General features: G+C 45.2%; 15 protein-coding genes. 12 read left to right on the top strand and 3 right to left on the bottom strand.

Annotated elements, in window-relative coordinates; all coding sequences use genetic code 11:
* Nucleotides 1–158 precede the first annotated feature (158 nt).
* The 3 genes from RH46_RS18455 to suhB form a co-directional block, all read right to left on the bottom strand.
* A complete protein-coding gene (locus RH46_RS18455; RefSeq protein WP_006881039.1) occupies nt 159–785 on the bottom strand; it encodes a hypothetical protein in 627 nt (208 codons plus the stop codon).
* Nucleotides 766–1,779, bottom strand: coding sequence for a metallophosphoesterase (locus RH46_RS18450; protein WP_083810789.1), 1,014 nt, complete (start codon nt 1,777–1,779; stop codon nt 766–768). Before RH46_RS18450 ends, RH46_RS18455 begins: the two co-directional genes overlap by 20 nt.
* Nucleotides 1,780–1,972: 193 nt before the next feature.
* Nucleotides 1,973–2,776, bottom strand: coding sequence for an inositol-1-monophosphatase (gene suhB / locus RH46_RS18445; protein ID WP_006881037.1), 804 nt, complete (start codon nt 2,774–2,776; stop codon nt 1,973–1,975).
* A gap of 178 nt (nt 2,777–2,954) precedes the next feature.
* On the opposite strand from suhB, the gene trmJ reads away from it, so the two are divergent.
* The 12 genes from trmJ (at nt 2,955) to fusA (ending at nt 13,662) form a co-directional block, all read left to right on the top strand.
* Entirely contained in the window at nt 2,955–3,680 is a 726-nt protein-coding gene (trmJ, locus tag RH46_RS18440; RefSeq protein ID WP_006881036.1) for a tRNA (cytosine(32)/uridine(32)-2'-O)-methyltransferase TrmJ, read from the top strand.
* A 120-nt stretch (nt 3,681–3,800) separates the two neighbouring features.
* Entirely contained in the window at nt 3,801–4,307 is a 507-nt protein-coding gene (gene iscR / locus RH46_RS18435; protein ID WP_040896212.1) for a Fe-S cluster assembly transcriptional regulator IscR, read from the top strand.
* A 29-nt stretch (nt 4,308–4,336) separates the two neighbouring features.
* Nucleotides 4,337–5,551: an IscS subfamily cysteine desulfurase gene (locus tag RH46_RS18430; RefSeq protein ID WP_006881034.1), complete on the top strand. Its 1,215-nt coding sequence runs from the start codon at nt 4,337–4,339 to the stop codon at nt 5,549–5,551.
* A gap of 47 nt (nt 5,552–5,598) precedes the next feature.
* A complete protein-coding gene (gene iscU, locus RH46_RS18425) occupies nt 5,599–5,982 on the top strand; it encodes a Fe-S cluster assembly scaffold IscU (protein WP_004412993.1) in 384 nt (127 codons plus the stop codon).
* A 69-nt stretch (nt 5,983–6,051) separates the two neighbouring features.
* A complete protein-coding gene (iscA, locus tag RH46_RS18420) occupies nt 6,052–6,375 on the top strand; it encodes an iron-sulfur cluster assembly protein IscA (protein ID WP_004747799.1) in 324 nt (107 codons plus the stop codon).
* Between the two features lie 58 nt (nt 6,376–6,433).
* Nucleotides 6,434–6,949 carry a co-chaperone HscB gene (gene hscB / locus RH46_RS18415; protein WP_006881033.1) on the top strand — a complete coding sequence of 172 codons (516 nt, stop codon included), beginning with the start codon at nt 6,434–6,436 and terminating at the stop codon, nt 6,947–6,949.
* 19 nt (nt 6,950–6,968) lie between these two features.
* Nucleotides 6,969–8,822, top strand: a complete 1,854-nt coding sequence (gene hscA, locus RH46_RS18410) for a Fe-S protein assembly chaperone HscA (protein ID WP_006881032.1) — start codon at nt 6,969–6,971, stop codon at nt 8,820–8,822.
* 11 nt (nt 8,823–8,833) lie between these two features.
* Complete coding sequence (fdx, locus tag RH46_RS18405; protein ID WP_005476776.1) at nt 8,834–9,172, top strand: ISC system 2Fe-2S type ferredoxin; 339 nt, start codon at nt 8,834–8,836, stop codon at nt 9,170–9,172.
* Between the two features lie 49 nt (nt 9,173–9,221).
* Complete coding sequence (gene iscX / locus RH46_RS18400; protein ID WP_006881031.1) at nt 9,222–9,416, top strand: Fe-S cluster assembly protein IscX; 195 nt, start codon at nt 9,222–9,224, stop codon at nt 9,414–9,416.
* Nucleotides 9,417–9,566: 150 nt separating this feature from the next.
* On the top strand, nt 9,567–10,865 hold the full coding sequence (gene pepB, locus RH46_RS18395; protein ID WP_006881030.1) for an aminopeptidase PepB: 1,299 nt from the start codon (nt 9,567–9,569) through the stop codon (nt 10,863–10,865).
* Between the two features lie 56 nt (nt 10,866–10,921).
* A complete protein-coding gene (ndk, locus tag RH46_RS18390; protein WP_006881029.1) occupies nt 10,922–11,347 on the top strand; it encodes a nucleoside-diphosphate kinase in 426 nt (141 codons plus the stop codon).
* A 227-nt stretch (nt 11,348–11,574) separates the two neighbouring features.
* Complete coding sequence (gene fusA, locus RH46_RS18385) at nt 11,575–13,662, top strand: elongation factor G (RefSeq protein WP_006881028.1); 2,088 nt, start codon at nt 11,575–11,577, stop codon at nt 13,660–13,662.
* The last annotated feature ends 194 nt before the right edge of the window (nt 13,663–13,856 follow it).

Genomic DNA, 13,856 nt, shown 5'->3' with positions numbered 1-13,856 from the left:
TCATACTTAAGAAAGCTCTAGTCGAAAGACTAGGGCCTTTTTGTTTTCTGTAATACGTAGGTTTAATATTAATTCGCAAAGCAGCGGATTCCGCTCATCCACTAGAGCGGGGTTAAGCCCGCTCCTGTTTTGCATAGCGAAGCGTTCCAGTTAATCCTTTAAAACTGATAATTGAGACTCACCCCTGCGCCATACTGATAGTCTGAGAACTTCATATCGCGTAGTTCGACACTAATAACACCTCCTAGCCTTAAGGTGTTGAGCAACTGGTATTGCAGACCGGTAATGAGATCGACGTTCAGACCATCTAACCAACTTTCTGGCTCAATGCTGCTATGAAGCCATAGCTTGTCTGAGACTTTTATCTCACCGAAGATTGCCCCTGAAATCCCAACGTCCTCTGTTCTAAGTCGGGTTGCGGATTTTAGGAACATATACTCTCGGCCGGAATAGATCCCTACACGTAAACCAGCATTACTGAAGTCGTTTTGGTATTTGAATCCAATCTGCGCATGTAGTTGTAGCAAATTGAATTTATTGGAATCAACAAATGTCAGCTCATGGGCTAGCATTGTTGAGGCGTATAGACCGTACCAACTACTAGAGTCGATTCTGGCTTTGACCTGAAAAGGGATTTCGTTGCTGCTTAACGACTGCTTTGATAGCAAGCCTCGAACGTCGAAGTTATCGAGCCAGCTGTCTATTGTTGTCACTTGTCCGGCGGCACTGCTAAACGGAGACAATAGCATCACCATCAATAGCACTTTATTGGCGGTAGTATTCATAGTCTGGATACTCCGAGTTGAATTCGATTAGTGGGATATAACGGATATGACTTGATGAAATCTGAATCGCGATAGCGCCATGTTGAGCGGCTGAGAAAATGCTGTCGCTGCCAACTCCTGAAGATCTCAGTGCTGCACCGCCAGCCCCTGATACTAAGTAGGTGATTCCATTACTGCCGGTTTGGATTTGTAATTGGTGATCGTGTCCAGCCAGGCAGACGCAGACACCATATTGCTCGGCTAATACTTCAATCGTATCTTTCAGATAGGCGTTGTCGTGGTAGTAGCCATAGACCCGTAAAGGGTGATGAGTGACAATGATTTTTCTCTCTGCAGTTGATGCATTGAGTTGTTGGTCTAGCCAGGCAATTTGCTCATACCGAGTGCGGTTTTTTGTCATCGGGTAGCTATCTAGAAAGAAGATTTCAGTTTCTACCCCGTTTATGCCAGCATGTTTGGTGTTTACTTTGTAGTAACGAGATGGAAGCTGAAGTACTTGGCTATGCTGCTTGGAAAATTCGATCATCGCATCAGCATCACCATAATGGTCATGGTTGCCTAAAACCGCGTATATTGGCACTGGTTGAGAGTCGGCTTTCATCAGCTCTGGACGTAGGTAGTAATCTTCAAAGTGGCTATAACCTAACGTATCGTCGGGAGAGCTTAGTCCATCGGGGTAGATAATATCTCCGGTATGTATGATCACATCTACGGGATATTGTTGGTGGTAGTTGGCTATCATGTCGCTAACTTGTTTTTGTTCGTCATTAGCGACACCGGAGTCTCCCATCACGACGAGATTGACAGTATCGTTCGGGATTTGACTACCTGACAGGAGAGAAAAAGCGTTGGTTTTCTTAAAGGGAGGTTCGCCAATCTCGACGTAACGATCGGCCGCTCGTTTACCTTGTTGCTCCAAAGGATTGCACCCTTGTAGCAGTGAAGAGGGAAGAAAGGTAAGCGGAAATACTTTTAGTAAGCTCCTTCTTTTCATAATCGCTGAACTAACTTAATCAATGAATTTGCGTGATTATCGGTGAGTTCAGAACGCAATAATGTTATCTGTTTAATTGTTATTGATAATTAAGATAGTTCTTACGACTGTTCAATCCATTGCCTACAGCTTATTGCAGGTATAAAAAAACCACTCAATTGAGTGGCTTTTAAAATATCAGCTGTGCAGATAATTACTTAAGGATTGCTTCGTTACCGTTTTCACGGATGTGCTTAAGCATACCTTTAACACCGCGAGCGCTTGACGCTACAAGGTTACCTGACTTCATGTACTCAGTGCCGCCAGCAAAGTCAGTCACGATAGCACCAGCTTCACGAGCAATCAGTTCACCAGCAGCGATGTCCCAAGGTTTTAGGCCAAGCTCAAAGAAACCATCAACGCGGCCAGCTGCAAGGTAGCATAGGTCTAGAGCAGCAGAACCAGTGCGACGGAAGTCTGCGCAATCTACAAATAGAGAAGACATGATCTTGAAGTAAGATTCAGAGTGTTGCTTCTGCTTGTATGGGAAACCTGTTGCCAGAACAGTGCCTTGAAGGTCTTTTAGCTGCTTAACGCGGATACGAGCATTGTTTAGCTGAGCACCAGCACCACGTTGTGCAGTGAATAGCTCGTTTAGCATTGGGTCGTATACACACGCAACTTCAGTTTTGCCTTTAATGCGAACTGCGATAGATACAGAGAAGTGTGGCAAACCTTTTACAAAGTTTGTTGTGCCATCCAGTGGGTCGATGATCCATTGAACGTCTTGGTCTTTACCTTCGATGACGCCATTTTCTTCAGCAACGATAGAGTGATCAGGGTAAGACGCCTTGATCGTATCGATGATGATAGTTTCCGCTTCTTTGTCTACGTTAGTAACAAAGTCATTCGTGCCTTTCTGAGTAGATTCGATCTTCTCAGCATTTTCTAAAGATTTAGCAATATGGTTGCCAGCTTTTCGTGCAGCACGAATAGCGATATTAAGCATTGGATGCATACTAATTTCCCAACGGATGTTAAAGAACAGAAAAACGGGCGGCAGTATACCAGAATAATGCCCAAATGGAAGTGGTTAATTTTTGCACTTTTAGTTTTTATCGCCAAAAGGGTCTGACCATTTTAGTCAGGTATATGATACTATCTTGCAGCTTTAATATTACTCTTGGAAATCTTTAATGCTCAACAACGTAAAAGTCGTCCTGGTAGGTACTTCTCACTCTGGCAACATTGGTTCTGCGGCTCGCGCAATGAAAGTCATGGGCTTGTCGAATCTCGTTCTGGTTGACCCTCAGTGTAGCGTTGATGAACAGGCGATTGCGTTGGCGGCAGGTGCTGCGGATATCGCGCAAAGTGCCACTATTGTTAACACTCTAAGTGAAGCTGTTGCTGACTGTGCTTTAGTTGTTGGCTCGAGTGCGCGTTCACGAACATTAGAGTGGCCAATGTTGGAACCAAGAGAGTGTGGTGAGAAATTTGTTGCTGAAGGACAGAACTCACCGGTTGCGCTGGTATTTGGTCGTGAGCGTACAGGGCTGACCAACGATGAGTTACAAACCTGTCACTACCACGTGTGTATTCCTGCTAACCCAGAGTACAGTTCACTTAACTTAGCGATGGCGGTGCAGACCCTAAGTTACGAAGTCCGTATGGCTTACTTGCAGCATGAGCAAAGCCAGTATGCCAAACCGGAAGAAGCAGAATATCCAAGACATAAAGAGTTGGAATTGTTCTTTACACACCTTGAAAAAGTGGCAAAGGATACCCAGTTTATCAGTGAAGAACAGCCAGGTAAGGTGATGAACAAACTGCGTCGTTTGTTCAACCGAGCAAGACCTGAAGCGCAAGAATTAAATATCCTTCGTGGTGTGTTGACTGCGATCGAAAAGCGTATCTCCAAGTAAGTTATAACCCCATATTGAAAATGGTTAAATACCTGACTAAAACAGTCAATTAAATACTTGACCATTTTAGTCAGGTATGACAAAATTCTTACCACATAAACGGTGTGGATATGGTGTTATATGAGACTTACATCTAAAGGAAGATACGCAGTGACAGCCATGTTAGATGTGGCTCTGCACTCACAGCAAAACCCAGTACCTCTGGCTGATATTTCAGAGCGTCAGGGTATTTCATTATCTTATCTAGAGCAGCTTTTTTCTAAGTTACGTAAAGCTGGTTTAGTTGCGAGTGTTCGTGGACCAGGTGGTGGTTACCGCTTAGGTGAAGACGCATACTCGATTGCGATTGGTACTGTAATCGCAGCAGTGGACGAATCAGTCGATGCTACTAAATGTAATGGTAAAGGGGATTGCCAAGGCGGCTCACGCTGTCTGACCCACACCTTATGGCGCGATTTAAGTTCACGCATTAGTGACTTCTTGAATAACATCACTCTTGGTGAGTTGATGAAAGATAACGAAGTCTTAGAAATTTCAGATCGACAAGATATCGATCTTGCCGTTAATCATGGGTTTGCTAATAAAAATACAAGCACCGCGCCCATCGGTGTTAACGTCCGCTCTTAAGCGGTTTGCCTGTTACATTGGAGTAGAGAATGAAACTGCCTATTTATCTAGATTATTCAGCGACCTGTCCTGTTGATCCTCGTGTAGCTGAAAAAATGGTTCAGTACATGACTATGGACGGTACGTTTGGCAACCCAGCGTCACGTTCACACCGCTACGGCTGGCAGGCAGAAGAAGCAGTAGATACTGCTCGTGAGCAAATTGCAGATCTACTAAACGCAGATCCACGTGAAATCGTATTCACTTCGGGTGCGACTGAGTCAGACAACCTTGCAATTAAAGGTGCAGCTCACTTCTACTCGAAGAAAGGCAAGCACGTAATTACTTGCAAAACAGAACACAAAGCAGTTCTGGATCCATGTCGTCAACTTGAGCGTGAAGGTTTTGAGGTGACTTACCTTGAGCCAGAATCAAATGGTCTGATCGATCTTAAGAAGCTTGAAGCTGCGATGCGTGATGACACAGTTCTAGTTTCAATTATGCACGTTAACAACGAAATCGGCGTTATCCAGGATATCTCATCAATCGGTGAACTATGTCGTGAGCGCAAGATTGTGTTCCACGTAGATGCTGCTCAGTCTGCAGGCAAGCTACCAATCGACGTACAAGAGATGAAAGTTGATCTTATCTCTATGTCTGCACACAAGATTTACGGTCCTAAAGGTATCGGTGCACTGTATGTCCGTCGTAAACCTCGTATCCGCCTGGAAGCACAAATGCACGGTGGTGGTCACGAGCGTGGTTTCCGTTCAGGTACCCTGCCTACTCACCAAATCGTTGGTATGGGCGAAGCATTCCGCATTGCTAAAGAAGATATGCAGAAAGATTTCGACCATGCTCTAGCACTACGCAACCGTCTACTTGATGGCGTAAAAGATCTAGAAGCGGTCACTGTTAACGGTGACTTAGAGCAACGTGTACCACACAACCTAAACGTAAGCTTTGCTTTTGTTGAAGGTGAGTCACTGCTTATGTCGCTGAAAGACCTAGCGGTTTCTTCAGGTAGTGCGTGTACTTCGGCAAGCTTAGAGCCTTCATACGTTCTTCGTGCACTTGGCCTGAACGATGAATTAGCACACAGCTCAGTTCGTTTCTCATTTGGTCGTTTCACGACAGAAGAAGAAATTGACTACGCAATTGAACAAATTCGTACCGCAGTAATTAAGCTGCGTGACATGTCTCCTCTATGGGATATGTACAAGGAAGGAATCGACCTAGATACGGTTGAATGGGCACACCATTAATCGCAGGTTATTCCCAGGAATTAATAGAGGATTCGAGGTAAATTATCATGGCATATAGCGAAAAAGTAATCGATCACTACGAGAACCCACGTAACGTTGGTTCATTTGACAAAGAAGATCCAGCAGTAGGTAGCGGCATGGTTGGTGCTCCTGCATGTGGTGACGTAATGAAGCTTCAAATCAAGGTAACACCAGAAGGTATTATCGAAGATGCGAAATTTAAAACATACGGTTGTGGTAGTGCGATCGCATCTAGCTCACTGGTTACTGAGTGGGTTAAAGGCAAAAGCATTGATGAAGCAGCAGCGATTAAAAATGCTGAGATTGCTGAAGAGCTAGAACTTCCTCCTGTGAAAGTTCACTGCTCAATCCTAGCAGAAGACGCAATCAAAGCGGCAGTTGCTGACTACAAGAAAAAACACCAAGAATAAGTAATACGTATATAATGGGAGGTTAATTCCTCCTATTCCATTCGCAATATAGACAAACTAGGGTGCAGTATGGCCATTACAATGACAGAAACCGCGGCAAGTCGCGTTAGAACATTCTTAGAAAACCGAGGCAAAGGCATTGGTTTACGCTTGGGTGTAAAAACGACTGGCTGTTCTGGTATGGCATATGTTCTTGAGTTTGTTGATGAGCTAAACGAAGAAGACTCAGTGTTTGAACACGAAGGCGTAAAAGTGATTATCGATCAAAAAAGCCTTGTGTACTTAGATGGCACTGAATTGGATTACGTTAAAGAAGGCTTGAATGAGGGTTTTGAATTCAATAACCCAAATGCTAAAAGCGAATGTGGTTGTGGTGAAAGCTTCAACGTTTAATTGATAGTACCTGTGGGCGTTCAGGTCCACAGGGTTATTCCCAAGGACTGAACACTCCATGAATTACTTTGAATTATTTGGGCTACCAAGTCAGTTTCAGCTGGATGGTAGCCTTCTTTCTTCACAGTTCCGTGAACTTCAAAAACAGTTCCATCCAGATAATTTTGCGACTGCGTCTGAACGTGACCGTTTAATGGCAGTGCAAAAAGCCGCTGAAATTAACGATGCTTACCAAGTGCTGAAAAAGCCAATAACACGTGCAGAATACATGCTGGCACAAAATGGTGTCGAGATTAGAGGCGAGCAACAAACCCTGCAAGATCCTATGTTCTTGATGGAACAAATGGAACTGCGCGAAGAACTTGAAGATATTTCAGCAAGCTCGGATCCTGAGGAAGCTCTGTTCGACTTTGAATCTAAAGTGAGCAAAATGTTTAAGCAGCAACTCGCTGCAGTTGAACAGGAGCTTAACGACTCTGACTGGCAGCAAGCCGCTGACCGAGTCCGTAAGTTAAAATTTATTGCCAAACTTAAAAACGAAATCGAACTAGTGGAAGACAAGCTCCTCGGCTAGTGAAAAACAAGGACCACCCATGGCACTACTTCAAATTGCAGAACCGGGTCAAAGCTCGGCACCCCATGAGCATAAACTTGCAGCTGGTATCGATTTAGGTACAACAAACTCTTTGGTTGCGTCTGTTCGTAGTGGTGATGCCGCGACACTAAAAGATCAACAGGGGCAAAGTATTTTGCCTTCGGTTGTGAACTATTCAGGTGAAACACCGCTCGTTGGTTACGCAGCAAAAGACCAAGCAGAAGTGGACCCAGTTAACACTATTATTTCTGTAAAACGTCTATTAGGTCGTTCACTAGAAGATATTAAAACTCGTTACCCAAGTTCTCCTTACCAATTTAAAGCGAGTGAAACTGGTTTACCTGTCATTCAAACTGCGAATGGCGATAAAAACCCAATTGAAGTATCTGCTGATATTCTAAGAACATTAGGTCAGCGTGCTGAACAGACATTGGGTGGTGAGCTAGCGGGTGTGGTTATCACAGTGCCGGCTTACTTTGATGATGCTCAGCGAGCAGGTACTAAAGACGCGGCTAAGCTAGCGGGGTTACATGTTCTGCGCTTACTCAATGAGCCAACTGCTGCTGCGATTGCTTACGGTCTTGATTCTGGTCAGGAAGGCGTGATTGCCGTTTATGACCTTGGTGGTGGTACATTTGATATCTCCATTCTGCGCCTGTCAAAAGGTGTATTTGAGGTTCTTGCTACTGGTGGCGATTCTGCGCTGGGCGGTGATGACTTTGACCACTTGTTCGCAGACTACCTGATTGAAAAAGCAGGTTTAACGACGCCGTTATCCGCCGAACACAACCGTATTGTACTTAACGTAGCAACGGCGACTAAGATTGCTTTTTCTGAACAGAGCAGTGTTGATGTTGAAGTGTTAGGTTGGACTGGCACCGTCACGCGTGAAGAATTCGAAGCGCTAATTCAGCCATTAGTAAAGAAAACACTGATGTCTTGCCGCCGCGCTCTGAAAGATGCTGAAGTTGATGCAGAAGATGTGCTTGAAGTCGTGATGGTTGGTGGCTCTACTCGTACATTATTAGTGCGTGAAATGGTGGGTGATTTCTTTGGCCGTAAGCCTTTAACCAGCATCAACCCTGATGAAGTCGTCGCCATTGGCGCAGGTATTCAGGCCGATATTTTGGCAGGTAACAAGCCGGATTCAGAAATGTTACTGCTTGATGTGATCCCATTGTCGCTAGGCATTGAGACCATGGGGGGACTGGTTGAGAAAATCGTTCCGCGTAATACCACCATCCCAGTTGCTCGTGCCCAAGAATTTACCACTTTCAAAGATGGCCAAACGGCGATGAGTGTTCACGTCGTACAAGGTGAACGTGAAATGGTTGATGACTGCCGTTCATTAGCTCGCTTCTCTCTGAAAGGTATCCCTGCGATGGCGGCGGGTGCAGCACATATTCGTGTGACTTACCAAGTCGATGCAGATGGCCTTCTGTCAGTAACGGCAATGGAAAAGAGCACCGGTGTTCAGTCTGAAATTCAGGTTAAGCCATCTTACGGATTGAGCGATGATGAAGTTGCGAACATGCTACGCGATTCAATGACCCATGCTAAAGAAGATATGCAGGCGCGTGCTTTAGCAGAGCAGCGTGTCGAAGCAGACCGTGTTATTGAAGGCTTAATCGCCGCGATGCAGGCTGATGGTGATGAATTACTGTCTGAACAAGAGCGACAAGAGCTGCTTAAGGCTATCGAATCATTAATCGAACTACGAAATGGCGATAGCGCAGACGCAATTGAACAAGGTATCAAAGATACCGATAAGGCGAGCCAGGAGTTTGCTTCTCGCCGCATGGATAAATCGATTCGAGCTGCACTGTCAGGTCAATCAGTAGATGATATTTAAGAGATAGAGTTATGCCTAAGATTATTGTATTACCGCACGAAGATTTATGCCCAGAGGGCGCGGTTTTAGAAGCAAATACAGGTGACACAGTTCTTGATGTTGCATTAAAGAACGGCATTGGCATTGAACACGCATGTGAAAAATCTTGTGCATGTACTACTTGCCACGTTGTGATCCGTGAAGGTTTTGATTCCCTAGAAGAGAGTGACGAGCTGGAAGATGACATGCTGGATAAAGCGTGGGGTCTTGAGCCTGAATCTCGTCTGGGTTGTCAGGCGAAAGTGGCTGATGAAGATCTCGTCGTCGAAATTCCTAAGTACACACTGAACCACGCGTCAGAAGATCATTAATCGTCTGCTCGACCAACAAGTCGTGACGCAAAAGTAAGGAAGGTAAGCAATGAAATGGACAGATTCACGCGATATTGCGATTGAGTTATGCGATAAGTTTCCTGAGACAGATCCTAAAACTGTACGTTTTACCGATCTTCACCAGTGGATTACTGAATTAGACGAGTTTGATGATGAACCAAATCGCTCTAATGAGAAGATACTCGAAGCAGTGATCCTGTGCTGGATGGATGAAATGGATTAGCCTTAACTGGAAACCCATCGCAGTTAACAAAATTTACTAAAAATAACGGACCTTATGGTCCGTTTTTTTATCAATTTCACATTAAAGTGTTAACATCCGAGGGTAAACAGAAAAAGGCGTAGGCAACGCCAGTTCAGACAAGGAGAAACCATGTCTACACAGATGTCAGTATTTTTAAGTCAAGACGCTGCTGCACCGCATTGGGGTGAGAAAGCGATTGTTTCATTTGCAGATAAAGGTGCGACAATCCACCTAGGCAAAGGGCATGATCTTGGCGCAATTCAACAGGCAGCTCGCAAGCTTGATGGTCAAGGGATTGCTTCTGTTTCCCTAGCCGGTGAAGGTTGGGATCTTGAAAGTGTATGGGCGTTTCATCAAGGTTACCGTGGACCTAAGAAAGCCAATCAACTTGAATGGCAACCGCTGGCAGAAGCGGATCAATCAGAGCTGACTGCTCGTATTAAAGCGACAGATTTCACGCGTGACATTATTAACAAGCCTGCGGAAGAAGTTGCTCCACGCCAACTAGCGACTATGGCGGCTGAATTTATCAAGTCTGTCGCACCGGAAGGTACAGTGACAGCACGTGTCGTAAAAGACAAAGACCTATTGTCTGAAGGCTGGCAAGGTATCTATGCCGTAGGTCGCGGCTCAGAACGCACTTCTGCAATGCTTCAACTGGACTTTAACCCAACAGGTGACGAAAACGCGCCAGTGTTTGCTTGTCTGGTTGGTAAAGGTATTACTTTTGATTCTGGCGGTTACAGCATTAAGCCATCTGGTTTTATGACAGCAATGAAAGCGGACATGGGTGGTTCTGGTACCATTACTGGTGGCTTAGGTCTTGCTATCATGCGCGGTCTTAATAAACGCGTAAAACTGATCCTTTGCTGTGCTGAGAACATGATATCTGGTCGTGCGCTTAAACTGGGCGACATTATTACTTACAAGAACGGTAAGACCGTTGAGATCATGAATACGGACGCCGAAGGTCGCCTTGTGCTTGCGGATGGACTAATCTACGCCAGTGAGCAGAACCCAGAACTGATTATTGATTGTGCCACCCTGACTGGCGCGGCGAAAAATGCACTGGGTAACGATTACCACGCGCTAATGAGCTTTGACGAAGAACTCTCTCATCAAGCGCTAACTGCTGCTCGTGAAGAGAAAGAAGGTCTATGGCCGCTACCTCTGGCTGACTTCCACCGTGGTATGTTGCCATCAAACTTTGCTGATCTTTCTAACATCAGCAGCGGTGATTACTCGCCAGGTGCAAGTACAGCAGCAGCATTCCTTTCTTACTTCGTAGAGGATTACAAGAAAGGTTGGCTTCACTTTGACTGTGCTGCGACTTACCGTAAAGCAGCGACAGATAAATGGGCTGCGGGTGCAACCGGTGTTGGTGTACGCAGCTTAGCTGGTTTACTGCTTCAGCAAGCAAGTAAATAACTTTAAGAGGCCGCAGAGCCTCTTCTATTACAACAAAGAAAACGAAAGGATATCTTATGGCTCTAGAAAGAACTTTTTCTATCGTTAAGCCCGATGCAGTAGAACGCAACCTTATCGGTGAGATTTACCACCGTATCGAAAAAGCGGGTCTACAAATCATTGCAGCGAAAATGGTTCGCTTGACTGAAGAGCAGGCAAGTGGCTTTTACGCTGAACATGAAGGCAAAGAGTTTTTCCCTGCACTAAAAGAATTCATGACTTCTGGTCCAATCATGGTTCAGGTACTTGAAGGTGAGAACGCGATTGCTCGTTACCGTGAGTTGATGGGTAAAACTAACCCTGAAGAAGCGGCATGCGGAACGATTCGTGCTGATTACGCAGTAAGCATGCGCTATAATTCAGTTCACGGCTCAGATAGCCCGGAATCAGCGGCTCGTGAAATCGAGTTCTTCTTCCCAGAGTCGGAGATTTGTCCTCGTTAATCAAAGGGCAAAAGCAAAATATGAGATGCTGCTTATCATCGAATGAGCAGCATTTTTATTCTGAGAAAACTTAATCAATAAGCGTAAATTTGCCATATAAAATGTGATTTACCTGCTAGTATTGGTGAGAAAAGTTTTTTTTACATACAGCGCATGCAAGGGTATCAGTCTTGACAGATTGTGATATACTCTGCGCGCAATTTATACCTTATAAACAGAGTAAGACAATGGCAGATTTATCAAAGTACAGAAACATTGGTATTTTCGCGCACGTTGATGCGGGTAAAACTACCACCACTGAGCGTATCCTTAAGCTTACTGGTAAAATCCACAAAACTGGTGAAGTACACGACGGTGAGTCTACAACTGACTTCATGGAGCAGGAAGCTGAGCGTGGTATCACAATCCAGTCTGCTGCCGTAACTTGTGAGTGGAATGGCCACCGCCTAAACGTTATCGATACTCCGGGACACGTTGACTTTACAGTAGAAGTATACCGTTCACTTAAAGTTCTTGACGGTGGTATCGGTGTATTCTGTGGTTCTGGTGGTGTTGAGCCTCAGTCAGAGACTAACTGGCGCTACGCGAACGATTCAGAAGTTGCTCGTCTGATCTTCGTAAACAAACTAGACCGTATGGGTGCAGACTTCTTCAACGTAGTTGATCAAGTGAAAAACGTTCTTGGTGCAAACCCACTAGTAATGACTCTGCCAATCGGTCGTGAAGACGATTTCGTTGGTGTTGTAGACGTTCTAAACCGCAAAGCTTACGTATGGGACGAAACTGGTCTTCCAGAAAACTTCGAAATTCAAGATGTTCCAGCGGACATGGTTGATGATCTAGAAGCATACCGTGAAGAGCTAGTTGAAACTGCTGTAGAGCAAGACGACGACCTAATGGAAGCTTACATGGAAGGTGAGGAGCCTTCTATCGAAGACCTTAAGCGTTGTATCCGTAAGGGTACTCGTGACCTAGCGTTCTTCCCAACTTTCTGTGGTTCTGCATTCAAAAACAAAGGCATGCAGCTTATCCTAGACGCTGTTGTAGATTACCTACCAGCTCCAGACGAAGTTGATCCTCAGCCTCTAACAGATCCTGAAACTGGTGAGCCAACTGGTGACGTAGCTCTAGTATCTGCAGATGAGCCACTAAAAGCGCTAGCATTCAAGATCATGGATGACCGTTTTGGTGCTCTAACGTTCGTACGTATCTACTCTGGCCGTCTGAAGAAGGGTGACACTATCCTTAACTCAGCAACAGGTAAGACTGAGCGTATCGGTCGTATGTGTGAGATGCAAGCTGATGAGCGTAACGAACTTACTGAAGCGCAAGCTGGTGACATCATCGCTATCGTTGGTATGAAGAACGTTCAAACAGGTCACACTCTATGTGATCCTAAGCACGAATGTACTCTAGAAGCTATGATCTTCCCAGAACCAGTAATCTCTATCGCTGTAACGCCAAAAGATAAAGGCGGTTCAGAGAAGATGGGTATCGCTATCGGTAAGATGGTTGCAGAAGACCCATCATTCCAGGTTGAGACTGACGAAGAGTCTGGCGAAACTATCCTGAAAGGTATGGGTGAACTTCACCTAGACATCAAGGTAGACATCCTTAAGCGTACTTACGGCGTTGAGCTAGAAGTAGGTGCTCCACAGGTAGCTTACCGTGAAACTATCACTCAAGCAGTTGAAGATAGCTACACGCACAAGAAGCAGTCTGGTGGTTCTGGTCAGTTCGGTAAGATCGACTACCGTATCCGCCCTGGTCAGCCAAACTCAGGCTTCACGTTCTCTTCAACAGTAGTTGGTGGTAACGTACCTAAAGAATTCTGGCCTGCAGTAGAGAAAGGTTTCGCATCTATGATGGAAACTGGTGTTCTAGCTGGCTTCCCAACTCTAGACGTAGAAGTTGAACTATTCGACGGTGGCTTCCACGCAGTTGACTCTTCAGCTATCGCTTACGAAATCGCTGCTAAAGGCGCATTCCGTCAGTCTATGCCTAAAGCGGGTGCACAACTTCTTGAGCCAATCATGAACGTTGACGTATTCACTCCAGAAGACAACGTTGGTGACGTAATCGGTGACCTTAACCGTCGTCGTGGTATGATCAAAGACCAACAAGCTGGTACTACAGGCGTTCGTATTAAAGCTGACGTTCCTCTATCAGAAATGTTTGGCTACATCGGTCACCTACGTACTATCACTTCTGGTCGTGGTCAGTTCTCTATGGAGTTCGGTCAATACGCACCATGTCCAGCAAACGTTGCTGAGCAAGTAATCGCAGAAGTTAAAGAGCGTAACGAGAAGAAGTAATTCTTAACGTTAGCTAGATAGCTTATAAAGCCCCAGTCGAAAGACTGGGGCTTTTTTTATAGAGCGAGAATTTAGAACGCTTCGCTGCGAGAGTCGAGATCGGACTTCGAGAGGAGCTTGTGGCGAGCGAGTCGAAAGTTGCAGGCAGTACTAGCTAATTTTTTGAATTTAAAAGAAAAGGGTTGACGCTGTGT

The organism is Vibrio brasiliensis LMG 20546 (assembly GCF_000189255.1).
Classification (GTDB): Bacteria; Pseudomonadota; Gammaproteobacteria; order Enterobacterales; family Vibrionaceae; genus Vibrio; species Vibrio brasiliensis.
This window is presented reverse-complemented; position numbering and strand designations above follow the sequence as displayed.